Annotated in this window: 23 protein-coding genes and 2 pseudogenes; 7 read left to right on the forward strand and 18 right to left on the reverse strand. The window is 64.6% G+C overall.

Translation table 11 applies throughout. From position 1 onward, the window contains the following. Positions 1 to 17: 17 nt before the first annotated feature. Entirely contained in the window at positions 18 to 359 is a 342-nt protein-coding gene (locus ACVDG8_RS06480) for a hypothetical protein (RefSeq protein ID WP_447253975.1), read from the reverse strand. Positions 360 to 749: 390 nt separating this feature from the next. Between ACVDG8_RS06480 and ACVDG8_RS06485 the strand changes: the two are divergent. Continuing rightward, positions 750 to 971: pseudogene (locus tag ACVDG8_RS06485) on the forward strand (NAD(P)-binding domain-containing protein); the annotation flags it as partial. A 38-nt stretch (positions 972 to 1,009) separates the two neighbouring features. Here ACVDG8_RS06485 and ACVDG8_RS06490 read toward each other — a convergent pair. After that, positions 1,010 to 1,156: a hypothetical protein gene (locus ACVDG8_RS06490; RefSeq protein ID WP_447257440.1), complete on the reverse strand. Its 147-nt coding sequence runs from the start codon at positions 1,154 to 1,156 to the stop codon at positions 1,010 to 1,012. Between the two features lie 2 nt (positions 1,157 to 1,158). On the opposite strand from ACVDG8_RS06490, the gene ACVDG8_RS06495 reads away from it, so the two are divergent. Continuing rightward, on the forward strand, positions 1,159 to 1,521 hold the full coding sequence (locus ACVDG8_RS06495; RefSeq protein WP_447257441.1) for a hypothetical protein: 363 nt from the start codon (positions 1,159 to 1,161) through the stop codon (positions 1,519 to 1,521). Between the two features lies 1 nt (position 1,522). Here ACVDG8_RS06495 and ACVDG8_RS06500 read toward each other — a convergent pair whose 3' ends face one another. The 4 genes from ACVDG8_RS06500 to ACVDG8_RS06515 all read right to left on the reverse strand — a co-directional run bounded on the left by ACVDG8_RS06500 (position 1,523) and on the right by ACVDG8_RS06515 (position 9,780). Further along, complete coding sequence (locus ACVDG8_RS06500; RefSeq protein WP_447253976.1) at positions 1,523 to 4,741, reverse strand: efflux RND transporter permease subunit; 3,219 nt, start codon at positions 4,739 to 4,741, stop codon at positions 1,523 to 1,525. After that, positions 4,738 to 7,839: a multidrug efflux RND transporter permease subunit gene (locus ACVDG8_RS06505; protein WP_447257248.1), complete on the reverse strand. Its 3,102-nt coding sequence runs from the start codon at positions 7,837 to 7,839 to the stop codon at positions 4,738 to 4,740. The genes ACVDG8_RS06500 and ACVDG8_RS06505 overlap by 4 nt, the downstream gene beginning before the upstream one ends. A gap of 29 nt (positions 7,840 to 7,868) precedes the next feature. Continuing rightward, on the reverse strand, positions 7,869 to 9,407 hold the full coding sequence (locus ACVDG8_RS06510) for an efflux RND transporter periplasmic adaptor subunit (protein WP_447253977.1): 1,539 nt from the start codon (positions 9,405 to 9,407) through the stop codon (positions 7,869 to 7,871). A 250-nt stretch (positions 9,408 to 9,657) separates the two neighbouring features. Continuing rightward, positions 9,658 to 9,780: a hypothetical protein gene (locus tag ACVDG8_RS06515; protein ID WP_447253978.1), complete on the reverse strand. Its 123-nt coding sequence runs from the start codon at positions 9,778 to 9,780 to the stop codon at positions 9,658 to 9,660. A gap of 239 nt (positions 9,781 to 10,019) precedes the next feature. Between ACVDG8_RS06515 and ACVDG8_RS06520 the strand changes: the two genes are divergently transcribed. Then, a complete protein-coding gene (locus ACVDG8_RS06520) occupies positions 10,020 to 11,051 on the forward strand; it encodes an L-idonate 5-dehydrogenase (RefSeq protein WP_447257249.1) in 1,032 nt (343 codons plus the stop codon). After that, positions 11,038 to 11,820, forward strand: a complete 783-nt coding sequence (locus ACVDG8_RS06525; RefSeq protein ID WP_447253979.1) for a glucose 1-dehydrogenase — start codon at positions 11,038 to 11,040, stop codon at positions 11,818 to 11,820. Before ACVDG8_RS06520 ends, ACVDG8_RS06525 begins: the two co-directional genes overlap by 14 nt. Positions 11,821 to 11,835: 15 nt before the next feature. On the opposite strand, the gene ACVDG8_RS06530 is transcribed toward ACVDG8_RS06525, so the two are convergent. The 4 genes from ACVDG8_RS06530 to ACVDG8_RS06545 all read right to left on the reverse strand — a co-directional run bounded on the left by ACVDG8_RS06530 (position 11,836) and on the right by ACVDG8_RS06545 (position 14,737). Further along, the gene (locus ACVDG8_RS06530) at positions 11,836 to 12,339 is read right to left on the reverse strand and encodes a DoxX family protein (protein WP_447253980.1); all 504 of its coding nucleotides are present in this window, start codon (positions 12,337 to 12,339) and stop codon (positions 11,836 to 11,838) included. Between the two features lie 366 nt (positions 12,340 to 12,705). Then, the gene (locus tag ACVDG8_RS06535; protein WP_447253981.1) at positions 12,706 to 13,167 is read right to left on the reverse strand and encodes a tetratricopeptide repeat protein; all 462 of its coding nucleotides are present in this window, start codon (positions 13,165 to 13,167) and stop codon (positions 12,706 to 12,708) included. 37 nt (positions 13,168 to 13,204) lie between these two features. Then, a complete protein-coding gene (locus tag ACVDG8_RS06540) occupies positions 13,205 to 14,176 on the reverse strand; it encodes an MBL fold metallo-hydrolase (protein ID WP_447253982.1) in 972 nt (323 codons plus the stop codon). A gap of 348 nt (positions 14,177 to 14,524) precedes the next feature. Beyond that, positions 14,525 to 14,737, reverse strand: a complete 213-nt coding sequence (locus ACVDG8_RS06545; protein ID WP_447253983.1) for a DUF680 domain-containing protein — start codon at positions 14,735 to 14,737, stop codon at positions 14,525 to 14,527. A gap of 247 nt (positions 14,738 to 14,984) precedes the next feature. Between ACVDG8_RS06545 and ACVDG8_RS06550 the strand changes: the two genes are divergently transcribed. Further along, positions 14,985 to 15,980, forward strand: a complete 996-nt coding sequence (locus ACVDG8_RS06550; RefSeq protein ID WP_447253984.1) for a transporter — start codon at positions 14,985 to 14,987, stop codon at positions 15,978 to 15,980. 299 nt (positions 15,981 to 16,279) lie between these two features. Then, positions 16,280 to 18,139, forward strand: a complete 1,860-nt coding sequence (locus ACVDG8_RS06555; protein WP_447253985.1) for a hypothetical protein — start codon at positions 16,280 to 16,282, stop codon at positions 18,137 to 18,139. Between the two features lie 83 nt (positions 18,140 to 18,222). Here ACVDG8_RS06555 and ACVDG8_RS06560 read toward each other — a convergent pair whose 3' ends face one another. After that, positions 18,223 to 18,909 carry a glutathione S-transferase family protein gene (locus ACVDG8_RS06560; RefSeq protein WP_455707597.1) on the reverse strand — a complete coding sequence of 229 codons (687 nt, stop codon included), beginning with the start codon at positions 18,907 to 18,909 and terminating at the stop codon, positions 18,223 to 18,225. Positions 18,910 to 18,932: 23 nt separating this feature from the next. Further along, positions 18,933 to 19,862 (reverse strand): annotated as a pseudogene (rarD, locus tag ACVDG8_RS06565) (EamA family transporter RarD). Positions 19,863 to 20,100: 238 nt separating this feature from the next. Between rarD and ACVDG8_RS06570 the strand changes: the two are divergent. Next, positions 20,101 to 20,970, forward strand: a complete 870-nt coding sequence (locus tag ACVDG8_RS06570) for a sulfotransferase family 2 domain-containing protein (protein WP_447253987.1) — start codon at positions 20,101 to 20,103, stop codon at positions 20,968 to 20,970. A 27-nt stretch (positions 20,971 to 20,997) separates the two neighbouring features. Here the strand turns inward: ACVDG8_RS06570 and cimA are convergent, their stop codons facing one another. Genes cimA through ACVDG8_RS06600 form a run of 6 tightly spaced genes read right to left on the reverse strand, consistent with a single transcriptional unit; the run spans position 20,998 to position 25,350 of the window. Continuing rightward, positions 20,998 to 22,614 carry a citramalate synthase gene (cimA, locus tag ACVDG8_RS06575; protein ID WP_447253988.1) on the reverse strand — a complete coding sequence of 539 codons (1,617 nt, stop codon included), beginning with the start codon at positions 22,612 to 22,614 and terminating at the stop codon, positions 20,998 to 21,000. A gap of 46 nt (positions 22,615 to 22,660) precedes the next feature. Beyond that, complete coding sequence (gene pip / locus ACVDG8_RS06580; RefSeq protein WP_447253989.1) at positions 22,661 to 23,629, reverse strand: prolyl aminopeptidase; 969 nt, start codon at positions 23,627 to 23,629, stop codon at positions 22,661 to 22,663. Next, positions 23,626 to 24,102, reverse strand: coding sequence for a GFA family protein (locus ACVDG8_RS06585; RefSeq protein WP_447253990.1), 477 nt, complete (start codon positions 24,100 to 24,102; stop codon positions 23,626 to 23,628). Before ACVDG8_RS06585 ends, pip begins: the two co-directional genes overlap by 4 nt. Beyond that, positions 24,099 to 24,590, reverse strand: coding sequence for a GFA family protein (locus tag ACVDG8_RS06590; RefSeq protein ID WP_447253991.1), 492 nt, complete (start codon positions 24,588 to 24,590; stop codon positions 24,099 to 24,101). The genes ACVDG8_RS06585 and ACVDG8_RS06590 overlap by 4 nt, the downstream gene beginning before the upstream one ends. After that, positions 24,587 to 24,997, reverse strand: a complete 411-nt coding sequence (locus ACVDG8_RS06595) for a VOC family protein (RefSeq protein WP_455707598.1) — start codon at positions 24,995 to 24,997, stop codon at positions 24,587 to 24,589. Before ACVDG8_RS06595 ends, ACVDG8_RS06590 begins: the two co-directional genes overlap by 4 nt. Continuing rightward, positions 24,994 to 25,350, reverse strand: a complete 357-nt coding sequence (locus tag ACVDG8_RS06600; RefSeq protein WP_447253993.1) for an endonuclease domain-containing protein — start codon at positions 25,348 to 25,350, stop codon at positions 24,994 to 24,996. Before ACVDG8_RS06600 ends, ACVDG8_RS06595 begins: the two co-directional genes overlap by 4 nt. Positions 25,351 to 25,573 lie beyond the last annotated feature (223 nt).

The raw sequence follows: 25,573 nt of genomic DNA on the forward strand, positions 1-25,573 counted from the left end.
CGGGCGTTGCGACAGCCTCAGGGCCAGGCATCCTGCATCGCGTTCACGGAGAGCCAGGCGATCGAGGGCAGCGCGATCATCAGCGCCAGCCGCAGCCCGGCCGATCGCGCCTGATCCGGGTTCTGCTGCCGTAGCCGACGCCATATCTGGAACGCCGCGGCAAGCAGGAACAATGCATAGAGGCCGGCCAACGCCCAGACAGCCGCCGTGCCGCTCACGGGCATGCCGGCTTGCTCAAGCTGCTTGCCGATCAACATGGCCGGCCCGGCGACGAAGAAGGCAACGGCAATGCCGAAGAAAAAGCCGATCATCGCGCCTGGAAAGGGCGTTGCCGACAGCGCGACCAGCACCGCCAGCAAGACGAGCAGAACGAATACAATCGACTGTAGCTGCCGCGCCTTAATTGCGCGTAACGGCCGCGACTAGTTTTCGCGTCTATCCGGCCGCAAGTCGTGTCGCCGCTGGCGCTCCTCCGGCCGGTAGGGCAATCACATAGGGCGCTCCCCCACTCCGTCTCGGCTTCGCCGAGCCACCTCTCCCCACATTCGTGGAGGGAGAGGAAATGCCAATCGCCAAGGTCGCGGCTTTCGAAAGCTTGGGTTTCCTCTACCCCATGGACATGGGGGAGAGGCGGATCGGCGAAGCCGAGACAGAGTGGGGGCTGGCACCGCCATATCCTATTGCCCTCCCTTGCCCAAAACCGAGCTGTCGCTATTGTCGGCGGCGATCTAAACCAGGGCGCAACCACTATGAAACTTGGCTTTGTCGGCACGGGCGCGCTGAGCGCGGCGATTGTCACCGGCCTGAAATCGCTGCTGGGCGAGACGACGCCGGTGGTGGTCTCGCTGCGCAACGAGGAGCTCGCGGCCGACCTTGCCGCGCGCTACCCGGATGTGCGCGTCGCCGGCGACAACCAGGCGGTGCTCGACGACTGCGACACCGTGATGCTGGCGGTGCGGCCGCAGATCGCGCGGGAGGTTCTGCGGGAGTTGCGGTTCCGGCCAGACCATCACGTCGTCAGCCTGATCGCCACCGTGTCGCGCGAGGAGATCGCCGCGCTCGTGGCGCCGGCAGCGCATGTGACCAAGGCCTTGCCCATGCCGATGATCGCGCGGCTGCAGGGCGCGACGCTCGTCTGCCCGCCGGACCCGGACATGGTTGCGTTCTTCGCCAGGCTGGGCGGTGGTGATCGAGGTCGAGGACCAAAGCGAGTTCGACGCGCTCAGCGTCGTCACCGCGACCTATGCGAGCTATTTCAAATATCTCGACACGATCGACGCCTGGGTGCGGGGTCAAGGCGTGGCTGGCGACAAGAGCCGCGACTACATCACCAGCATCTTCAAGGCGCTGGCCAATGCGCCGGATACGGTCCCGGACGCCGATTTCATGCATCTGTCGCAGGATTATGCGACGCGCGGCGGCATCAACGAGCAGGTGCTGCGCGAGCTGACCGAGCGCGGCCTGTTCGACGCATTCACGGAGAGCCTCGGCCGCGTGCACCAACGCATCGTGGGCGAATAACTCACTCCGCCGGCGCGAAGCGCAGTGATGGCCGCCGGACGCTCAGGCGGTCGAGATAGAGATAGACGACCGGCGTGGTGTAGAGCGTCAAGAGCTGCGAGACGATGAGGCCGCCGACGATCGCGGCGCCGAGCGGCTGGCGCAATTCCGCGCCGGTGCCGGTTTCGATCGCCAATGGCAGCGCGCCGAGCAGTGCCGCAAAAGTCGTCATCATGATCGGCCGGAAGCGCTGGATGCTTGCCTTATGGATGGCCGCGCGGGACGAGAGCCCTTCCAGCCTCTCGGCCTGCAGCGCCATGTCGATCATCATGATGGCGTTCTTCTTGACGATGCCGATCAACAGGATGATGCCGATCAGCGAGATCACGTCGAACTCCATGCCGGTGACGATGAGCGCCAAGAGCGCGCCGATGCCGGCCGAAGGCAGCGTCGACAGGATGGTGATCGGGTGCACATAGCTCTCGTAGAGCACGCCGAGCACGACATAGATCGTGGCAAGGGCGGCGGCGATCAGCAGCAATTCGTTGAGCAGATTGGCGCGGAAGGCGAGCGCGGTGCCGGCCAGCGCACCGTGGATCGAGACCGGCATTTTCAGCTCGGCCATGGCGCGGTCGATCGCCGCCGAGGCATCGCCGAGCGTGGCGCCATCGGCAAGGTTGAAGGAAATGGTCGTGGCGACGAAATGGCCCTGATGGCTGACCGAGAGCGGCATGGTCGCCGGCCCGTAGGTGCTGAAGGCGGCCAAAGGCACCATTTTTTCGGTGGACGTGCTGACGGCCGAACCGCTCGAGGCGCTGCCATGGCCGGTGACGGCGATGGCATTGGTCGCCTGGTTCCGCAGCGAGTTGTTCAGGCTGCCGGCCAGCGCGTTCGTCGCCTGCGTGCCGCTGGCCTTGGCGCCGGAGGTGCTGACATAGATGCCGTTCAAGGCGCTCGGGTCCTGCAGATAGCGCGGCGCCACTTCCATGACGACATGGTACTGGTTGCGGGCGTTGAAAATCGTCGACACCTGGCGCTGGCCGAAGGCGTCGTAGAGCGTGGCGTCGATGCTGGCCGGTGTCAGGCCGAGCCGTGAGGCGCTTTCGCGGTCGACGGTAATGTTGGTTTCAAGCCCGGCCTCGTCGCGGTCGGAATTGACGTCGGCAAGCTCCGGCGCCTTCTTCAGGAGATCGACGAGCTTCGGCGTCCATTCATCGAGATCGGCGACGGCATCGGCCTGCAGCGTGTACTGGTAGGTCGCCAGGCTCTGGCGGCCGCCGACCCTGATCTCCTGGCGCGGGTTGAGGAAGAGCTGCGCTCCAGGCAGTTGCCCGAGCTGCGCGCGTAGCCGCGTCAGCACCACCTGCAGCGGCGCGCGCTCGCCCTTCGGCTTCAGCGCGACCTGGACGAAACCGGAATTGGTCTGCCGGCCGCCGATATAGCCGACCACATTCTGGACCGCCGGATCGCTCTTCAGGATCGATTCCAACTGTTCGAATTTCTGCCGCATCAGCTGGAAGGAAATCGCCTGGTCGGCGCGCAGGCCGCCGATCAGCTCGCCGGTATCCTGCTGCGGGAAGAAGCCTTTGGGCACGATCGTGTAGAGATAGACGTTGAGCACGACAGCGGCGAGAAGCACGACCAGCATGATGCCGCCATTGTCGAGCGACCAGGCGAGCGAGCGCCCGTAGCCGGCGCGTACGCGCTCGAAGACGCCTTCGCCAAAGCGGGCAAGGAACGAACGGCTTGCCGAGGGATTGGAGGCGGGGCGCAGGAAATACGCGCACATCATCGGCGTCAGGGTCAGCGACAGCACCAGCGAAATCGCGATCGATAGCGACAAGGTCAGGGCGAATTCCTGGAACAGGCGGCCGACGATGCCGCCCATCAAGAGGATCGGCAGGAAGACGGCGACCAGCGAGGCGCTCATCGACAGCACCGTGAAGCCGACTTCCTTGGCCCCGACTAGCGCCGCCTGGCCGCGCGGCATGCCGTCCTCGATGTGGCGTGTGATGTTTTCCAGCACCACGATCGCATCGTCGACGACGAAGCCGGTGGCGATGGTGAGCGCCATCAGCGACAGATTGTCGAGCGTGAAGCCGAGCAGATACATGGCGCCGAACGTGCCGAGGATCGAGACGACGAGCGCCACACTCGGGATCAGTGCGGCGCGCCAGTCGCGCAGGAAACAGAACACCACCAGGATGACCAGCAGCACCGCCAGCACCAGCGTCAGCTCGGTGTCGTGCAGCGAGCCGCGGATGGTGGTCGAGCCGTCGGTGGCGATGCTCAGCCGCGCATCGGCCGGCACCGAAGCCTGCAGCGTCGGGACGAGCGAGCGTATGCGGTCGACCGTGTCGATGATGTTGGCATTGGGCTCGCGGTAGAGGACCAGCAGCACCGCCGGCTCGCCATTGGCGAGGCCGAGATTGCGCACGTCCTCGACGGAATCCTCGACGTCGGCAACGTCGCTTAGACGCACCGCCGCGTTGTTGCGCCAGGCGATGACAAGGTCGCGGAAGTCGGCGGCATGGCTAGCCTGATCGTTGGTGTAGAGCTGGTAGCGCAGCGCGCCGTCTTCCTCAAAACCTTTCGGGCTGCGCGCATTGGCCGAGGCAAGGGCGGCGCGCACGTCCTCCAGGCCGATGCCGTAGTGGAACAGCGCGCCGGGGTTGAGCTCGACGCGCACCGCCGGCAGCGAGGAGCCGCCGAGATCGACATTGCCGACACCCTCGACCTGCGACAGGCGCTGCTGCAGCACGGTCGCGGCGGCATCATAGAGCTGGCCAGGGGTCAGCGTGCGCGAGGTCAGCGCCAGGATCATCACCGGGGCGTCGGCGGGATTGTATTTGCGATAGGTCGGATTGCTGCGCAGGTCCGACGGCAGGTCGGCGCGCGCGGCGTTGATGGCGGCTTGAACGTCCCGCGCGGCCCCGTTGATGTCGCGGTCGAGGTCGAATTGCAGCACAACATTGGTCGAGCCGGTGCCCGAGCGCGAGGTCATTTCGGAGACGCCGGCGATCTGGCCGAGATGGCGCTCGAGCGGTGCAGCGACATCGGTCGCCATCGTGTCGGGACTGGCGCCGGCCATCGAGGCCTGCACCGAGATGGTCGGGAAATCGACCTTGGGCAAAGGTGCTACCGGCAGGTTGAAATAGGCGATCAGCCCGGCGGCGGCGAGGCCGATCGCGAGCAGCGTGGTGGCGACCGGCCGCGCGATGAACGGCGCCGAGAGGTTCACGGCACCTGCCCGCCCGGGCGTGCTTCTAACGCGCCGATATCGCGCCGCGTCAGCCGGTCGAAAGCCAGGTAGATGACCGGCGTGGTGAACAGCGTCAGCACCTGGCTGACGATCAGCCCGCCGACGATGGTGATGCCGAGCGGCTGGTGCAGCTCCGAGCCGGCGAGACCACCGACCAGCAGCGGCAGCGCTCCGAAGAGCGCGGCAAACGTCGTCATCAGGATTGGGCGCAGTCTGAGCAGGCTCGCCTCGTAGATCGCCTCGCGCGGGGAAAGACCTTGCAAGCGCTCGGCCTGCAGCGCGAAGTCGATCATCATGATGGCGTTCTTCTTAACGATGCCGACCAAGAGCACGATGCCGATGATGCCGATGATATCGAGATCATGACCGGCCAGCATCAGCGCGACCAGCGCGCCGACGGTTGCCGACGGCAAGGTCGAGAGAATGGTCAGCGGATGGATGAAGCTCTCATAGAGCACGCCGAGCACGACATAGACCGTGGCGACCGCCGCCAGCACCAGAAGCAGCTCGTTGGAGAGCGAGCTCTGCAGCGCAAGGGCAGCGCCCTGGAAACCGGTGGTCAGGCCGGCCGGAGGCTGAAGATCCTGCTCGGCCTTGGTGATCGCCGCGGTGGCATCGCCAAGCGAAGCGCCGGGCGCGAGGTTGAAGGAGATGGTCGCGGCCGGGAACTGCGCCAGATGGTTTACCAAGAGCGGCGCCTGCCGCACGGTGATCGTGGCGATTGAGGACAGCGGCACCTGCCCGGCGCTCGACGACGGCAAATAGATCGAGCCCAGCGATGCCGGCGTCTGGCCGACCGATGGATCGGCTTCCAGGATGACGCGGTATTCGTTCGACTGGGTGAAAATGGTGGAGATGATGCGCTGGCCGAAGGCGTCGTAGAGCGCGTTGTCGACCGTCGCCGGCGTGATGCCGAAGCGCGCCGCGGTGGCGCGATCGATGGTGACGTCGACCGCAAGCCCGCTCTGCTCGGCGTCGCTCGCGACATCGGCAAGCCCGGGCAGCGCCGCCAGCCGTTCCGTGAGTTTCGTCGTCCATGCCGCCAGCTCGACCGGATCGGAATCCTGCAGCACATACTGGTATTGCGCGGCGCTTGTCGTGGAATCGACGCTCAAATCCTGCACCGGCTGCATGTGCAGCGCTATGCCGGTGACCCGGGCGGTTTCCCGCGTCAGCCGTCGGATGATGGTGCTGGCGTCGTCGGCGCGCTCGTCGCGCGGCTTCAGATTGATCAGCATGTGGCCGCTGTTGGCGGTCATGTTCTGGCCGTCGACGCCGATGAAGGACGACAGGCTGGCAACGTCCGGATCCTTGAGGATCACATCCGCCAGCGCCTGCTGGTGCGTGGCCATGTCGGCATAGGAGGTCGAGCCCGCGGCTTCCGTGATCGCCGAGATCGCGCCGGTGTCCTGCACCGGGAAGAAGCCCTTCGGGATGGCGATGTAGAGATAGACGGTAAGCGCCAGCGTCAGGACCGCGACCAGCAGCGTCAGCGCCTGGCGGTCGAGCACCCAGCGCAGTGCCGCGCCATAGCCGTTGGCGATCGCCTCGAAGCCAGCCTCGCTGCGCCGGGCCAACGCGCCCCGCTTGCGCTCCGCCGGCGGCTTCAACAGCCTGGCGCACAGCATCGGCACCAGCGTCAGCGAGACGATCGCCGAGATGACGATGGCGATCGCCAGCGTGATCGCGAATTCGTGGAACAGGCGGCCGACGACGTCGCCCATGAAGAGCAATGGAATCAGCACGGCGATCAGCGAGACGGTGAGCGAGATGATGGTGAAGCCGATCTGGGCCGAGCCTTCGAGCGCGGCCGTGACCGGATCGTCGCCGTGCTCGATGAAGCGCGAGATGTTCTCGATCATGACAATGGCGTCGTCGATGACGAAGCCGGAAGCGATGGTCAGCGCCATCAAGGACAGATTGTCGAGGCTGAAGCCCCACAGATACATCACCGCGAAGGTGCCGACGAGCGACAGCGGCACCGACAGGCTCGGAATGATCGTTGCCGGGATGTTGCGCAGGAACAGGAAGGTGACGAGCACGACAAGCAGTGCCGCCATCGCCAGCTCGAACTCGACGTCATCGACCGAGGCGCGGATGGTGGTGGTGCGGTCGGTCAGCGGCTCGACGCTGAGCGCCGCCGGCAGGCCGGCCCGCAACTGCGGCAGCAGCGCCTTCACGGAATCGACGACGCGGATGACATTGGCGCCCGGCTGGCGCTGGATGTTGAGGATGATCGCCGGCGTGCGGTTTTCCCAGGCGCCCAGCTTCGAATTCTCCGGCCCCTGGATGATATCGGCCACCTCGCCCAGCCGCACCGGTGCCCCGTTGCGATAGGCGATGACCATATCGGCATAGGTCTTGGCGTCGCTGATCTGGTCGTTGGCGTTGATGGTGTAGGAGCGCGCCGGGCCGTCGAAGCTGCCCTTCGGCGTATTGACGTTGAGCGTGCCGATGGTGGTGCGCAGATCGTCGATGTTGAGGCCCATGGCGGCCAACGCCTTGAGCTTGACCTGCACACGCACGGCGGGGCGCTGGCCGCCGGAGATCGAGACCAGGCCGACGCCGGGCAGCTGCGAGATCTTCTGCGCCAGCCGTGTCTCGGCATAGTTCTCGACATCGGTCAGCGGCAGCGTTTTTGAGGTGATGGCCAAGGTCAGGATCGGCGCGTCGGCCGGATTGACCTTGGCGTAGATCGGCGGCGCCGGCAGGTCGGCGGGCAACAGGTTGCCGGCCGCGTTGATCGCCGCCTGCACCTCCTGCTCGGCGATGTCGAGGCTGAGATCAAGGCTGAAGCGCAGCGTGATCACGGACGCGCCGGCGGAGCTGCCCGAAGACATCTGCTCCAGCCCGGGCATCTGGCCGAACTGGCGCTCGAGCGGCGCCGTGACCGAGGTGGTCATCACCTCGGGGCTGGCGCCGGGATAGAAGGTCTGCACCTGGATCGTCGGGTAGTCGACCTCAGGCAGGGCCGACAGCGGCAGGAAGAGATAGGCGATCATGCCGACGATCAGGATGGTCGCCATGATCAGCGTCGTCGCCACCGGCCGCAGGATGAACGGCCGCGACGGGTTCAGCCAGCCGGAGACAAGACCGCTCGGCGCGTTCATTGGCCTTCGCCGCTGCCGCCGCCATTGCCGCTGCCGCCGGCATTGCCGTTCGCGTTACCGTCACGGCGATGATGGCGGTGATGCTTCTGGCCGGAGGCGTCGCCCGATGCGTCCGTCCCCTGCCCCGCCGAGCCCTGGCCATCCGATGCCGCTGGAGCATTACCAGAATTCGCGGCGGGCGGGTTGGCGGCATTGGCGGCGGGCGTGGCGCCGGGATTGGCCGCCGGAGCGTTGCCTGTGCCTGTCGCCTGCGGCTGCGCGGCGCCAGCTGCGCCGGCGGCCGGCGCGGCCCCGGCAGCTGGCGCAGCATTGTCGGGCACGGTGACCTTGGCGCTATCCTTCAACCGGTCGACGCCATCGACGACGACCCTGGCGCCCGGCGCCAGGCCGGAGAGCAGTTGTGTGACGGTGGCGTTGCCCGGTCCGAGCGAAACGGTCTTCACCGAAACGGTGTCGTCGTCGTTCAGCTGATAGACAAAGGTGCCAGGAGCGCCGTGCTGGATGGCGGCATTGGGCAGCACGGTGACGCCGGTCAGCGTGCGCACCAGAAGATGCACGTTGACGAACTGGTTGGGATAGAGCGCACCGTCGGCATTGGCGAAGACGGCGCGCAGCTTAACCGTGCCGGTGGTCGGATCGATCTGGTTGTCGATCGTCTGCAGCGTGCCGTCGGCGATCTGCTTGCTGTCGTTGCGGTCGAACAATGTGGCCTTGAGCGCGGCATTGCCATGCGTCTGCTCCAGCACCGCGGCAAGGCTATCTTCTGGCAGCGAGAACAGCACCGAGATCGGCTGCATCTGCGTGATCACCGCAATGCCCGTGGCGTCGCCCGACGTGACGTAATTGCCCTGGTCGACGAGGCGCAGGCCGATGCGGCCGTCGGCCGGCGCCGTAATATGGCTGTTGGCGATGTTGACCTGAACGGCCTCGATCTGCGCCTGGTCGGAGACGACCGTGCCCTCGTCCGACTGTACCGTGGCGCGTTGCAAGTCCACCGCCTGCTGGGTGACGGCGTTTGAACTCACCTTCAAGTCGCGGTCGAGATCGAGCTTGGCGTCGGCAAGCAGCGCCTGGTCGCGCTGTAACTGCCCTTGCAATTGATGCAGCGACGCCATCAGGCTGCGGTCGTCGATCTGGGCAAGAAAATCGCCTTTCTTGACGTTCTGGCCCTCGGTGAAGCCGATCCCGGTGATCTGGCCGCTGACCTGCGTGCGCACCGTGACGGTCGACAGCGAGGTGACGGTGCCGAGCGCTTCGAGGACGATCGGGATATCGGCTTGCGTCACCGGCGCGACGGCAACCGGCTGCGCCTGATCGGCGTTACGGAAACGGCCGCCCCTGCGCCCGCTTTCCTGCTGAGCGTGGAAGGGATGCAGCCAGTACACGACGCCGGCCGCCGCCACGACGATAAGCAAGGCAACAATCCAGCCACGCCGGGAGCGGCGCGCGACCGCAGGCCGGACCTCGGTCACGGGTTCGGTGGGCGGCACGGGCGCGCCGCGGGGCTTGCGCCGGCTGACGACTTCGTCGTCCACTTTTCTCAACCTTTCCTCGAACCGCATCCACGACGGTTCGTCGCGCAAGGTGGCTGAACCATCACCGATCGCGCTGTGCCAAAGGCAGCCACAAGACCCGCGATCCTGCCTGAAGCATAGGCGTGCGGAATTTAGCGCGCAATTCTGCGACACATTAAATTCCTGTAACAAATTGAATGGGTTAAGGCCATCTTTCGGCCGCAATAAAGCAATTCGAGATGCCTGTTTGGCAACGAAATCTTCTGCCAGGTCAGCGTTGCTCATAGAGCTTGATGACGAATGCCAACAATGCCTTAGGCGACAGGGCCGTCGCCGACGGCAGGTGCCGCGCCACTGCCCGGTATATCTCGACCCGGCGCGATTCAACTGGCATGGCACGGCCTGTGACCGATCCATCCTCGCAAAGATTTGAACAGGCGCGGGCGTCTCGCTCCGGAGCGTCGCTGGATGCTCCGATACGGAGGGCGAAAGGCCGGACAGGAGCCCCGCGCTCCAATCGCCTTACGCACGTGGTCTGATTTGTCGGATGAATGGTTGAAACACGCTCCGCTTTCCTGCTAGCCCTTGGCAACGGACGAGCAGCGGAGAGCCGGTTTGTCGCCCATGTCCTCGATGCGCGCGGTGGTGCTGCGCCAGCCGCTCGACCTTCATGTCGAAGAGCGCGCGGTTCCCTCGCCTGGGCCTGGCGAGGTGCTGGTGCGCATTACGCGCGGCGGCATCTGCGGCTCGGACCTGCATTATTTCCGCCATGGCGGCTTCGGCGCCGTGCGCATGAAGGAGCCGATGATCCTCGGCCATGAGATCGCCGGCCGCATCGAGGCGTTGGGCGCTGGCGTTTCCGGCCCAGCTATCGGCACGGCGGTTGCGGTCAACCCGGCCAACCCGTGCGGGGTGTGCGCCTTCTGCCGTACCGGACAGCCGATCCACTGCCTCGACATGCGCTTCCTCGGTTCGGCCATGCGCACGCCGCATGTGCAGGGCGGCTTTGCCGAACACCTCGTCTGCCGCGCCGAAAACGCCGTGCCCCTGGCCAACGGCTCCAACCCAACCGCCGGCGCCTTTGCCGAGCCGCTGGCCGTCACGCTGCATGCGGTGGCCCAGGCGCCGGTCTATGGCAGCCGGGTGCTGATCATGGGCGCCGGGCCGATCGGCACGCTGCTGGTGCTGGCCGCACGCTTTGCCGGCGCGCGCGAGGTGGTCGTCACCGACGTGCAGGACAAGCCGCTCGCCTACGCGACAAAAGCCGGCGCCGACCGCACGATCAATGTCGGCGCCCATCCCGATGCGATGAACGACTTCGCCGGCAACAAAGGCCATTTCGATGTCGTCTTCGAAGCCGCTGGACAAGGTGCCACGGTGGCGAGCGCCTTGCCTGTCATCAAGCCGCGCGGCACGTTGGTGACCGTCGGCCAGGGCGCGACGGCCGAGCTGTCGATTTCGATGATCGTCACCAAGGAAATCCAGTTGAAGGGCAGCTTCCGCTTCGACACCGAGTTCGCTCTTGCCGTCGACCTGATCGGCTCGGGCCGGATCGATGTCGCGCCGCTGCTCAGCGACACGCTGCCGCTTACCGAGGCGCGCAAGGCCTTCGAGCTGGCGAGCGACAAATCGAAATCGATGAAGGTGCAAATTGCATTCGACTGATTATCTCGGCCGCCTGTTCGGCCTCGAAGGCAGGCATGCCTTCATCACCGGCGCCAGCCGCGGGCTGGGACTTGCCTTCGCCGAAGCGCTCGCCGGCGCCGGCGCGCGCGTCACCATCGGCGGCCGCAAGGCCGACGAGCTCAAGGAAGCCGGCGACCGCCTGCGCGCCGAGGGCCACGACATCGCGGAATCGTTGATCGATGTCACCGACACGCAGTCGGTCGACCAAGCGATTGCCGCGGTGGAAACCGGCATCGGCCCGATCGACATCCTGATCAACAATGCCGGCATCCAGCGCCGCGCGCCGCTCGAAACTTTTTCCGACGCCGACTGGGACGCGCTGATGGCGACCAATCTTGACGGCGTCTTCAAGGTCAGCCGCGCTGCCGTGAAGGGCATGATTGCGCGTCGCAAGGGCTCGATCATCAACGTCTCGTCAGTGCAGAGCGTGCTCGCCCGCCCCTCGATCGCGCCTTACGCCGCGGCCAAGGGCGCCATCACCATGCTGACCAAGTCGATGGCCGGCGAGTGGGGTCAGTATGGCGTGCGCGTCAACGCGATCGCGCCTGGATATTTCAAGACCGTGATGAATTCCGCCCTGGTCGCCGACGAGACATTCTCGACCTGGCTCACGGGCCGCACGCCGATGCGGCGCTGGGGCGATGTGGAGGAACTTGCCGGCGCCGCCGTGTTCCTGGCGTCGGACGCCGCGAGCTTCGTGACCGGGCAGACGCTGCTGGTCGATGGCGGGATTACCAGCGTGCTGTGAGGCGACCAGGCGCTGTCACAACGGCAGGCTGGTCACGCCCGTCGACAGATGCGGCTCGGATGGCGCGGCCGTGCTGTCGTTCTTGGCGTCGCCTTCCCTGCTCTTCATCATCGCGATCAGCACCCTGTCCACCGAGAACCGACCCGCGCCGGTCAGCATCAGGATGAACATGCCGCCGGCGATGGCCAGGTCCTTCTCGAAATGCAGAAGCTCGTTCTGGCTGGCGAAGTTGGTGTGGAAAAGGCTCGCCGTCATCAGGCAGAACAGGCCGAGCCCGAGTGCGCCGAGCCGCGCCAGGACGCCGAGCGCGACCGACAGGCCGGCGCCGAGCTGCAGCGCGATGGTGGCAAGCAGCAGCGGCGCGCCGACGCCGAGCGCGGCCATCGCTTTTTGCGCGCCTTCGAAATGGGTCGCCAGCTCGACGCCTTCATGCACGAAGATCAGCGACAAGAGCAGGCGGCCGGCAAGCAGCACCACATCCCTGGCATGAAGTCTTTCGGCGAGTTCGATCGGTGTCATGGGTCGGCTCCGGTTTCTGGAAACAGGCAGACGCCACGCGTCCTGACGCGCACCTGCGTGCCTTCGATGTTGAAAGGGTCGGAGCCGGCGCGAGGGAGAGGACGCCGGCTCCGGTTTTCGGGCGCTACCGCCGTGGCGCCCAAAAGTCGGCCGATGCGGGCCGTATTGTTGACGCCGCCACCTTGGTGTCGACCGCCTGTTGTGGGTGCGGAACCGGCGCGAGGGAAGGAAACCGCCGGCTCCGCTTAGAGCGTTTCGCCGTTTCGCGGAAACGGCGAAACGCTCTAACTCCTGTTTCTACGCAATTCCGGACGGAAAACCGTTTCACACTTTTCCTGGAATTGCTCTAGGGCGCTCGAGAGAGCCCTATTTGGTCACCTTGGTGTCGATGGCCTCCTTGAGGTCGGACAGCTCCTCGCAGCCCGCCGGGCACAGCTTCTGCAGCGAGGCCAGTTGCTCGTTGGCCTTGGCCATGTCGCCGGTCTCGACATAGAGCTCGCCCAGATATTCTCGGGCGGCCTTGTGGTCGGGCTTCAGCTCAAGCGCCTTGTTGTAGTAGGTCAGCGCGGTGGTGAAGTCGCCGGTCTTGCGCAGCGTGAAGCCGAGCAGATTGTAGACGTCGGCCTGCTGGTTGTCCTGCGCCAGGTCGCGCAGATCGGCCAGCGCGCCCTTGTAGTCCTTGGCGTCGAGCTTGGCCTTGACGGCCGTCAGGTCGGGCGCATCGGCGCCTTCGACGTCGTCGACGGCATAGGCCGGAACGGCGATGGCGATCGGAGCCGCGGTCAGCACCGCAATGGCGCCAAGCACCGCGTAAAGTGCATGTTTCATCGGAGTTTGTCGCTTTCTGTTGAAGACCTGATTCAGTTCAGATCTGGGTTGGGGTGAAGGCATAGGCGCTGCCGTCCTTGACGAAGCTGCCGGTGCCGGGGAACGGGAAGTGCGAGCCGCAGATACGGACGTTGTCGGCGATCACCTGGTCGATGATCTTGTGGCGCGTGGTGATCGCCATCGGTCCGTCCTGGTCATAGCTGCCCTGCCATTCGGGATGCGGGGCAAGCAGCGCCGGCACATACATGGTGTCGGCCGAGACGAGGAACTGCTCGGAGCCGGCGTCGACATGGTAGACCGAGTGTCCAGGCGTATGGCCGGGCGCGGCCATGATGCGGATGCCGGGCACCACTTCCGTGCCGTCATCGACCAGCTTCCAGTTCTTCCATTTCGGGAAGTTTTCGGCGATGCGCTTGCCCGCCGGCTTGCGGCCTTCGGGCAGCTTGGCGAGGCGGCTCGGGTCGGTCCACCAATTGTACTCGGTGGCGTTGACGATCAACTCGGCATTCGGGAACACCGGATTGTTGGTGCCCTTCTCCATCAGGCCCCAGACATGGTCGGGGTGGAAATGCGAGATCATGATGGTGTCGATCGCCTTGTAGTCGATGCCTGCGGCCTTCATGTTGGCCGGCAGATGCGTGGCGTTGGCCTGCCATTGGCCGACGCCCGAGCCGGCATCCATCATGATGGTGCGGCCGTTCATCTGAAGCACCACGACGGTGAGCGGGATCGGCATGAATTCGGTCGTCTGTCCGGCCTTGGCGAGCGCCGCCTTGGTGTCGTCGACCGACACGTCCTTGATGAAGGCCGGGTCGTGCGGCTTGCGCCAGATACCGTCGTAGACGGCGGTGACCTCGAGCGCGCCGACCTTGTATTTGTAGAAGCCGACCAGCGGCTCGACCGGCGTTTCGGCATGAGCCGCCGGCGCGAATTCGAGCTTGCCGGCGATGCCGAAGGCAGCAGCGGCGGCGGCGGATCCAAGCACCATGCGGCGTGTCATGTTGAACATCAGAAATCTCCTCTTGTGGCTTCGTGTGGCTGCGGATTCAGGCTGTGGTTCGTTGGTTGCCGCATGTCGTTTCCCCAAAACCGCTTCGCACTTTTGGGCGACATGCAGGGAATGGCGGAGGGCCCGGTGCGACCCTCCGCCGGCTGAGGAACCGAAGCCGGTCGGCCGACTGAAGACCGACCGGCGCCGGGGAGATCGGGACTTCCGGTTTTGACCCGGCGAGGCGTGCCTTCCCCGCCGCGATCACCACCTTTGGTTTCCGAACTCCTGGGTAAGGACCTTCGGTCCCACCGGGGATCAGGAGCCATGGTGCTGACTCCTGGGTGAGGACTTGCCGGTCCAACCGGCCTAGTGACCCCAAATGCCCCGGCCGGGCTCATCCGCAGCAATCTTGGCCACCGGCTGCATGTCGTGGCCGGCGGGCCCGGCAATGGAAGCAGTGGTGGTGGTGTCGACGGCAGCGGTCTGCTGGCCGGCATTCGCCGAGAAGTTGTCGCTGCCGGCAAAGGCGCTGCCGGTGGCAACCAGGACGGCGAGAGCGGTGAAGATGATCTTGTTCATGTGAATATTCCTTCCGGGTTGGTGATGCGTGCCTTGGGAGGATGGCCTCACTACACAGCAAGACCTGGAAGGCCCGGGCTTTATTCCCGGGGGTTCGAAAGAATTTTTGAAATGCTCAAAATTGGCGATGACGGGCGATGACACCGGGGCCTGCCATCCAGGACGCGCGAGGTCATGGAACTGTCACACCAAGGCGGGGTGCTCGTGCTAGAAACCGAAGGCACATCAGAGACCGGCGAAACGACCCATGAACGTCGCCCTCCCCGCCGAAGGCACAGACCTGTCGCCCTATCTGCCCGACGAGCATGGGCTGTTCTTCATCTATCATTTCAAGGCTGACGGTTCGCGCACCAAGGATCCCGCCGAGGCGCATTGGACCTGGCGCAGCTACCAGATCACCGACATGCGCGCCCGCCAGGAAATCGGCGCCGAGCAGGCCCTGCCGGGACCCGTGCGCGAGGCGCTGCTATCGCCCAGCCATGGCTGCCAGATCGACTTCGAGGATGATTTTCTCTACGGCGACCTGCCGGACCTGAGGCATGATTTCGCCGAGGCGCGCGGGCTCACCCATTTCCGCTTCGCCTTCAACGAGACGGTGCTGGTCGGCGCGCGCAAGCAGCCGCTGGAATCGGTCGACAAGATCCGCAAGCTGGTCGAAAGCGGCACGCGAAAATTCCGCACGCCGGCCGAGCTGATCGAGGCGGTGATGGGCCAGTCGCTCGACGGCATGGCGGCCGAGCTCAACAAGATGGGCGACACGCTCGACGGCATCGAGGATCGCATCGTCGTCGACGCTTGGCACAGCGAGCGGCAGGCGCTGGTCGATGCACGCCGGCAATTGGTGATCATCCATCGGCAGATGGCGACGCTGACCAACCTCTTCCGCCATCTCGACCATGCGCATCGCGACGAGCTGCCCGACCCGATCAACGACATGGCCACGCGTCTGTCGCACCGGGCCCAAACGCTGCATCACGATGGCGAACAGTTGCAGGCGCGCACGCGGCTGCTGCAGGACGAGCTGATGGCCAAGCTGACCGAGCGCTCGAACCAGTTGCTCTACATCCTCTCGGTCATGACGGCGGTGCTGCTGCCGATGACCATCATCTCCGGCCTGTTCGGCATGAATGTCGGCGGGCTGCCGCTGGTCGACACGCCGCTTGGCTTCTGGGTGGTGACGGCAATCTCCGTCATTATCGCGGGCATCGTCTATATGATCGTACGGCGGATCGGGCGCGTTTAGAGCCTTGTTTTGCGCAATTCCGGACGGAAAACCGTTTCACACTTTTCCTGGAATTGCTCTGGAGGCGCTGGTTCATCCAGAACAATCAATCAGTTCTTGAGGTTTCGGCCGCGGCACGCAGTGTTGATGCCAGTACTTCCGACACGTGAAGAATATTACATTCATCACAGCTAATTGAGCTTAGCGTCAAATCTGGGCGGCGGAGGTCCTTACCAGGTCATTTTTCTGGCGTGGCTTCTTTTGACGCCCAGTTGTCTGAGCGCCTGTCGAAGGACGCCAGCAAACGCCAGGAGCGATCCATGAAACCTCATTCGATCTTCAAGAACGGCGTGCTGCTCATGCTGTCACTGGCAGCCATGCTCAGCGCGCCGCTTTCCAGTGCAGCCATCGGCGCTGAATCGAAGAAGCCGACCGGGCAGGCGGCGTCCAAGTCAACCGAGCCGGTGTTGAGCCTCGAGGAACAGCGCAAGCGGACCGAGTGGCAAAATGCGATGTCGCAGGTCCCGGTGCCGAAAAAGGGATGCTTCAAATCGACCTACCCCAGTCTCGAATGGCAGGAAGTGCCGTGCGGCCAGCCGTCGAAATTCCAGAACCCGCCGGCCAGCGGGCTCAAGCCCAACGTCGTCGGCAATGGCAACGACATTTCCGCCGTTGTCTCCGGCGCGAAGATCTCGCAGGCGATCGGCAGCTTCGACAGCGTCACCCCGGCCACCGTCACCGAGACCGGACCATGGGGCGGCAACGCGAACAAGGCGAATGCCTTTACGCTGCAGATCAACAGCCAGTTCTTTTCGACCCCGGCCTGCAACAGCCACGCCGGATGCATCGGCTGGGAGCAGTTCATCTATTCGCAGAACCAGTGCAGCGGCCCCTGCGTCTTCATGGAGTATTGGCTGATCAACTACGGGCCGACATGCCCGTCGGCGACATGGAACCAGTCCGGCAACAGCTGCTGGTTCAACTCCGCAAGCACGTCCGCTGCCGCGGTGACCGCCAAGCAGTTGCAAGGCACGACGCTGAAGGGCACGGCGTCGAACACCACCGACACGGTCGTGCTGACGTCGCCTGGCGGCACCGCCACGGCAACCGCGGCGGACAGCGTGGTCAGCCTCGCGGCGCAGTGGACGACGGCTGAGTTCAACATCTTCGGCGATTGTTGTTCGAGCCAAGCCAATTTCGGCGCCGGCACAACGGCGGTCACGCGCATCCGCGTGATCAATGGCGGCACCGCCGCGCCGACCTGCAGCGCGCAGGGTTTTACCGCCGAGACCAACAATCTCAGCTTCGGGCCGGGTGCTCCCGCAACGTCGGCGCCGGGGCCGGCGCTGATATTCAACGCGAGCAGCGCCGGCGGCGCGCCGTCGAACTGCGGTGCGGCGACCGGCGTCGGCGACACCCATCTGACGACGTTCAGCGGCCTGCTCTACGACTTCCAGGCTTCAGGCGACTTCGTGCTGGCCGATGCCGGACCGGAGTTCGTCGTCCAGAGCCGCCAGGTTTCCGGCGCGCCGACATGGCCGAACGCCGCCGTGAACAGCGCGGTGGCCGCGCAACTGGGCAAGACCACGGTCGCCATCTGCGCCAGGCCGAAGAGGCTTGTCGTCGACGGCAGGACCGTCAAGCCGCGCGGCCGCGGACTGGCGCTCGCCGACGGCGCCCAGGTGACGTGGGCTGGAAACACCTACATCATCAGGAACGGGCGCGGCGATTCCGTCGTCGCGACGCTGAATTCGCCGAACTACATCGACGTCACGGTCGGCCTCGGCCAATGGCCGGAGAAGGTCGAAGGCCTGCTTGCCAACCCGAAGAACGATGTCAGCCTGCTGGCGACACGGGAAGGCCGGATCCTGAAAACACCCTTCGCCTTCGAGGAGATCTATCACCCCTATGCCGAGAGCTGGCGCGTCGATCCCAATGCGTCGCTGCTTTCGGTGTGCGGCAGGGAGGTCAAGACCGGAATCCCGGACAAGCCCTTCTATGCCAAGGATCTCAACCGGGAACAGACCAAGCTGGCCCAGGCGATCTGCGCCAGGGCCGGTGTCGAGAAAGGTCCGTTGCTCGATGCCTGCGTCCTCGACGTGGCGGTCATCGGCAAGGCCGGAGCGGCGAAAATCCACGCCAAGACGCTGGCGCCCACGGCTACCGCCGTGATCCAGTAGGCAGATGGCGCGGGCGGCAAAACCGCCCGCGCTACCCTGCACCGATACAAGGCCGGCCTGCGGCCGCGATTTCCTGCAATTGTTCAGGCGGTTGCCCGCAAATCCTCAACGATGGTGCCGGCGGCATTCACCTCCGCCTCATGGCCGGCCTCCCGCCATGTCTCGGCGAGGCCGGCCGCGTACCATTCGCGCATTTGCGGCAAGTCGAGCAGCCGCTGCAGATAGGCGCCGGCCGCGCCCTCGAACACCAAGCCGTAGGACTGCGCCCTGAAGGCGACCGGGGCGAAAAAGGCATCGACGGCGGTGAAGCGGTCGCCGGCCAGGAACGGGCCGCCGAAACGCGCCAGGCCGTCACTCCACAAGTCGCCCATACGAAAAATGTCGTGCTTCAGCGCGCCGGATAGAGGCGAAAGCGCGACGCGCACGCCGCAGCTCATCGGGCAGTCATTGCGCAGCGCCGTGAAACTCGAATGCATCTCGGCCGCGGCCGAACGCGCCCAGGCGCGCGCCCTGGCGTCCGCCGGCCACACGCCCTGATGCCGCTCGGCCAGATATTCGACGATGCCGAGCGAATCCCAGACCGCCCAATGATCGTCGACCAGGCAAGGCACGCGGCCATTGGGCGAGAACGACCTGTAGAAATCAAAACTCGGGCCACCCGGAAACGGCGTCAGCCGCTCCTCGAAAGGAATGCCGAGGACACGCATAAACAGCCATGGCCGCAGTGACCAGGAGGAATAGTTCTTGTTGGCGATGTGAAGCGTATACATTGCGCCTCCTGCCCCTCCTGAATTTACCGCGTTGCCGGCGCCGGCTGGCGGATCTCGCGGCCCTTGAACATCGACCAGCTGTACATTGCGAGCGCCGCCCAGATCAGCACGAAGGCGACGGCCTCGGTCGTGCCGAAGGGCTCGTCGAAGATGAGCACGGCGATCAGGAACACCATGGTCGGTGCGATGTATTGCATGATGCCGATGGTCGACAGGCGCAGCAGTTTGGCGCCGAAGGCAAAGAACAGAAGCGGGATCGCCGTCACCGGGCCGCAGCCGAGCAGCAGCGCGGTGTCGCCCGCCGTGCTGGAGACGAAATGATCCTGTCCGGTGGCAATCAGGTAGACGATGTAGCAGAGCGCCGGTATCGACAGCAGCAGCACTTCGAGCAGGAAACCCTAGCTCGGGCCGATCGGCAGCGTCTTGCGGAAGAAACCGTAGGCGGCGAAGGATAAGGCGAGCGCCAGCGACACCCAGGGCAGCTTGCCGGCTTCGATGGTGAGCACCGCAACCGCGATCGCGGCCAGCGCTACTGCGGCGATCTGCAACCGGTCGAGTTTCTCGCCGAGCAGCACGGCGCCGACGACAACCACCACCAGCGGGTTGATGTAGTAGCCGAGCGCGGTCTCGACGGTGCGGTCGACCGAGATCGCCCAGACATAGATGCCCCAGTTGATCGAGATCAGCACCGCCGTCAGCGCGGCCATGGCAAGACTCCGGGGCGAGCGGATCGCCGCCTTGAAATCGGCCGTGCGGCCGGCCCAGACGAGCACGGCCGCCGCGATCGGCACCGACCAGAGGATGCGGTGCGAGATCACCTCGGCAAGCGGCAGATGCGCCACCGCCTTCATGTAGAAAGGCAAGAGCCCCCATAGGAAATAGGCGCCGAGCGCCAGGAGGAAGCCGCGGCGGGCCTTGGCGTCTTGATCGGACTGCACAGTTTCGATGACCATGATCCAACGCTATGGCCCAGCCGGCCAGCCATGACCATCACAAAATTATGATGGATCAACGGACTTTTCGTGATGGTTCAAGCGGCCGGGACGGCTTCCCTTGCCCGTACGCCCCGGCACAAATTCGCTCCCGACGATCCGCCATCAATTATGAATTCGGCATCGTTGGCAGCTGGTGGGAACCATACCATCCCTTTGGCGTTTAAGGCAGTTTAGGATGAACTGATGCAAGGGCCCCATGTCGCGCCTGTCGAATGCCTTAAAAAATAGGAAGAACACATTCTTTCAAGCGCAACTCGGCATCAGGCGTCGCCTGGGGGACTCTGTTGCCTACCGCACTTTGCGCGCGACGACCAACATCAACCACCTCTTCCACGTCTTCCCCGAGCGGAAGCTGATCTATGTGGAAGTTCCCAAAGCGGGCTGTACGACAGTCAAGCGACTGCTGTCGATTTGCGCTTACGGCATCAATCACGACGACAATCCTGAGGCATATCATTCCCGTCAACACTCCGGACTGCTCGCCCCGAGCGACGTTGGGGTAAAACTCTTTGAATCGCTGCTGCGCGACCCGGAGACGCTGATCTTTTCCGTGGTGAGAAATCCATTCTCGCGACTGCGGTCCTGCTATCTCAACAAGTTCCACGATCTCAAAGTATCCGACCCTGAAAACGCCGGGCTGATCAACCAGTTGATGGGCGACGTGAAATCGTTGCCCGCTTCCGACATCGACCGCGACCAACTGTCTTTCGACAGTTTCGTCAAAGGCGCATGCGCGACGGCGGCTCTCGGCAAGGACGGCCATTGGGCCCTGATGTCGGCAATAATCCCGGACTCGAGTGACTTAGAGATCAAGGTCGTCAAACTCGAATCCCTGGCTGAAGGCCTGGAACCTGTCCTCGACCGCCTGGACGCTTCGGAGGAAATTCGAAGCTCATTGGCAAAGCCGCTCAACCAGTCTGTGCCGAGGCCAGAAGTTGCGTGGACGCAGCCGCTGACCGACGCGGTCGCGCGAGCCTATGCGGAAGACTTCAGGCGGTTCGATTACGACGCCAATTATCGAGCCGGCTGGCGATCCGAGGCAATTTTCCCGAAGCGATTTGAATGACAACGCTTGTCCAATGAGGACAATCCTCTATTCCGCCGCCACCAGCCCGGCCATCTCGCGGTTCTTCATCAGCTTGTAGACGATCGAATCCATCAGCGCCTGGAAGGAGGCGTCGATGATGTTTTCCGACACACCAACCGTCCACCAGCGGGCACCGGTGCCGTCATGCGATTCGATCAGCACGCGGGTGATGGCCTCGGTGCCGCCATTGAGGATACGCACCTTGAAGTCGGCGAGCTCGAGATCGACGATCTCGCTCTGGTACTTGCCGAGGTCCTTGCGCAGCGCGATGTCGAGCGCGTTGACCGGGCCGTGGCCCTCGGCCACCGACATCTTCTCGTCGCCGTCGACCTCGACCTTCACGATTGCCTCGGACACGGTCTTCAGATTGCCATTGGCATCGAAGCGGCGCTCGACCATGCAGCGGAACGAGGTGACGTTGAAGAATTCCGGCAGGCCGTGCAGCATCTTGCGCGCCAGCAGCTCGAAGGAGGCGTCGGCGCCCTCATAGGCATAGCCCTCGGCCTCGCGCTCCTTGACGACCGAAATCAGCGCATCGAGACGGTGATCGTCCTTCGGCACGTCGATGCCGCGCCGCTTCAGCTCGGCGAGGAAGTTGGCCTTGCCGCCCTGATCGGAGACCATGACGCGGCGACGGTTGCCGACCGCTTCCGGCGGCACATGCTCGTAGGTCGCCGGCTCCTTGGCCAAAGCGGAAGCATGGATGCCGGCCTTGGTGGCGAAGGCGGAGGAACCGACATAGGGCGCCTGGGCTTCGGGCGCGCGGTTAAGCAATTCGTCGAAGGCGCGGGAGAGCCTGGATATTCCGGTCAGCGCCTCAGCCGAGATGCCGGTTTCAAAGCGGTCAGCGAAGGCCGGCTTCAGCGAAAGCGTCGGGATGATCGAGATCAGATTGGCGTTGCCGCAGCGCTCGCCGATGCCGTTCAGCGTGCCCTGGATCTGACGCACGCCGGCCTCGACGGCGGCGAGCGAATTGGCGACGGCCTGTCCAGTGTCGTCGTGAGCGTGGATGCCGAGGTGATCGCCAGGGATGCTGTGCGCGATCACCTTGCCGACGATGGCGCGCACTTCCGAAGGCTGCGTGCCGCCATTGGTGTCGCACAGCACCACCCAGCGCGCGCCGGCATCATACGCCGTCTTCGCGCAGGCCAGCGCATAGTCCGGATTGGCCTTGAAGCCATCGAAGAAATGCTCGCAGTCGACCATCGCTTCCTTGGCCGAAGCGACGGCGGTCTCGACCGAAGTCCTGATCGACTCCAGGTTTTCCTCGTTGGTGCAGCCTAGCGCCACGCGCACATGATAGTCCCAGCTCTTGGCGACGAAGCAGATGGCGTCGGACTTCGACTGCGCCAGCGCCGCGAGGCCTGGATCGTTCGAGGCGGAAACGCCGGCACGCTTGGTCATGCCGAAGGCGACGAATTTTGCGTTTGCCGTGCGCTTTTTCTGGAAGAAGGCGGTGTCTGTCGGGTTGGCGCCGGGATAGCCGCCCTCGACATAATCCATACCGAACGCGTCGAGCAGTTTTGCAATCGCGATCTTGTCCTCGACGGAAAAGTCGATGCCCGGCGTCTGCTGGCCGTCGCGAAGCGTGGTGTCGAAGAGATAGAGGCGTTGCTTTGTCATGGCTGCGCGGGTGCCTGCGCACCCTCCTCTGGCCCGCAGGCCGGTGTCATTTCTTTCCCGCGAACCTGTCCGTCGCCCGGATCAGTTGGTCGAGAATGCCCGGCTCCGAATAGGCATGGCCGGCGCCTTCGATCAGATGGAAATCCGCTTTCGGCCAGGCCTTGTGCAGCGCCCAGGCGTAGTGCGCCGGGCACGGCATGTCGTAGCGACCGTGGACGATGGTGCCGGGGATGTCTTTCAGCTTCCAGGCGTCGCGCAGCAACTGCCCTTCCTCCAGCCAGCCGGCATGGACGAAATAGTGGTTCTCGATGCGGGCGAAGGCGATGGCATAATCGTCCTCGCCGAAGGGACCGCTGGTTTCCGGCTCAGGCAGCAGCGTGATCGTCTCACCTTCCCAAAGGCTCCAGGCACGGGCAGCTTCGATCTGCGCCTTGCGATCGGAACCGACCAGCCGCTTGCGGTAGGCAGCCATCATGTCGCCGCGCTCGGCTTGCGGGATCGGCGCCAGAAAGCGCTCCCATTTGTCGGGGAACATTTCGGAGACGCCGAACTGATAATACCATTCGAGCTCGGCGCGGGTCAGCGTGTAGATGCCGCGCACGACGAGCTCGCTGACGCGGTCGGGATGCGTCTCGGCGTAAGCGAGCGCCAGGGTCGAACCCCAGGAGCCGCCGAAGACCAGCCATGTGTCGAAGCCAGCCATCTCGCGCAGGCGCTCGATATCGGCGACGAGATGCCAGGTGGTGTTGGCTTCCAGCGAGGCATTGGGCGTCGATTTCCCGCAGCCGCGCTGGTCGAACAAAATGACATCGTAAAGCTTCGGATCGAACAGGCGCCGGTGTTTTGGCGAGATCGTGCCGCCCGGGCCGCCATGCAGGAACACCGCCGGCTTGGCGCCCCTGGTGCCGGAGCGTTCCCAATAGATGGTGTGGCCGTCGCCGACATCGAGCATGCCGGTCTCGAAAGGCTCGATCTCGGGGTAGAGCGCGCGCAAGGAAGTGCTGTGAACAGTCATAGTTTCAGGCCCTGCTGCGGCCAGTTGGCCGTCTCGTGGTCGGGATGCTGGAAGGAGATGATCTGCTCCTGCCGTCGATAGAAGTCGGGGTCGTCATGGACCGGCGCCTCGAAGATCTTTTCCACCCAGGGCAGCCGTACCGCGTAATTGACCTGTATCTGCGGCGCGAGATCGGAGCGATCGTCGAAGGCGCCGATGGCGATCTCCAGCGCGCCGGGCTGGCGGTAGGTCAGCGGCGTGCCGCAGCGGGCGCAGAAGCCTCGATCGATGTTGACCGAGGACTGGAAATAGCTCGGCTCCTCATGCGTCCACTCGACGCTGTCCTTCGGCACCGTCACCAGCGCGCCGAAGAAGGAGCCGAACTGTTTCTGGCACATGCGGCAATGGCAGATGGACGGGCGGCCGAGCTTGCCTTTGACGCGGAAGCGCACGGCGCCGCACTGGCAGCCGCCCGTTCGAACTTGATCGGTCATGGTCTTTCCTCCGGCGGCCATTGTTCGGTGTCGTGGTCGGGATGCTGGTACGAGACGAGTTCGGCGAGATAGGGCGCGGATGAGACGTCGCCCATCGTGTCCTCGGCCGGCAATTTCGGGATGCCGTCGACATAGGGAAGTTTTGCCTCGACGCCCCATTGGATGGTCGGCGTAATACCGGTTGGGTCGTCAAAGGCGGCGATCGCAAGTGCCACGCCATCGGGCGCTTCGAAGGTGAGCGGCGTGCCGCATTCGGCGCAGAAACCGCGCAAGGCGGCGTTGGAGGAGCGGAAGCGCTTGGGCTCGCCGCGCGTCCAGTCGAGCCTGGCGCCGCGCACCGAGACCAGCGGCAGATAGAAATTGCCGCTCGCCTTCTGGCACATGCGGCAATGGCAGACGGATGCATCGCCAAGCGCGCCCTCGACGCGGAAGCGCACGGCGCCGCACTGGCAGCCGCCGGTATAGATCGGCCGGTTGTCGAGGCTCATGACTTACTCCGGTTCATCGGCTCACTCAGGGCATGGCAGACCGCCTCGACATTGTTGCCGTCGGGGTCGAAGACGAAGGCGCCGTAATAGTTGGCATGATAGTGCGGGCGCAGGCCTGGACCGCCATTGTCCTTGCCGCCGGCGGCAAGTGCGGCGGCATGAAAGGCATCAACCTCGGCGCGGCTGCGCGCGGTGAAGGCGACGTGCTGCTGGGTCCTGGGCTCGTCCGTGCTGGCCTGCAGCCAGAACACCGGCCGGTCGCGGCCATAGCCGCCAACCTTGGCGCCGCCGGTGTATTCCAGCGGCACCATATAGAGCAGCGCAGCACCAAGCGGCGCCATCGCCTTGTCGTAGAAAGCTTTCGAGGCGTCGAAATCAGCGACGTTGATGCCGAGATGGTCGATCATCGGACGAACTCCTCCGTTGGTGGAGCGGGCACCTCGGCCGCAGCCAGCCCGGCCGCGATGACGATGTGCTGGCAGACATTGTCGATATCGCGGATGACGTCGTCGTTCCAGAAGCGCAGGATGGTCCAGCCTAATGCTTCGAGCTTGGTAGTTCGCGCGGTGTCCGACGCCGATACCTCCGGTGAAGCATGCTGGGAGCCATCCAACTCGACGATCAGCTTCTTGTTGGGGCACGCAAAATCAACGATGTAGCCCGCGATCGGCATCTGGCGCCGGAACGACATGCCCATCAGCCTATGCGCGCGTATCTCATTCCAAAGCTTCAGCTCTGCATCCGTCATTTGCTTGCGCATGTTGCGCGTATTGCCGCGGTTGGTGGGAGATACCCGATGTTGGGTCATCGCGAGGCCTCCTCTCTGCCCTGCCGGGCATCTCCCCCTCAAGGGGGGAGATCAGCAGCTTCGATGACGGCGCCCAATCATCGGCCTTGGTGGTCAGCGAAGGCGGCAGGGACAGCCAATCTCCCCCTTGAGGGGGAGATGTCCGGCAGGACAGAGGGGGCGCCTCGCTCCATCC

The organism is Mesorhizobium sp. ORM8.1 (genome assembly GCF_053005525.2).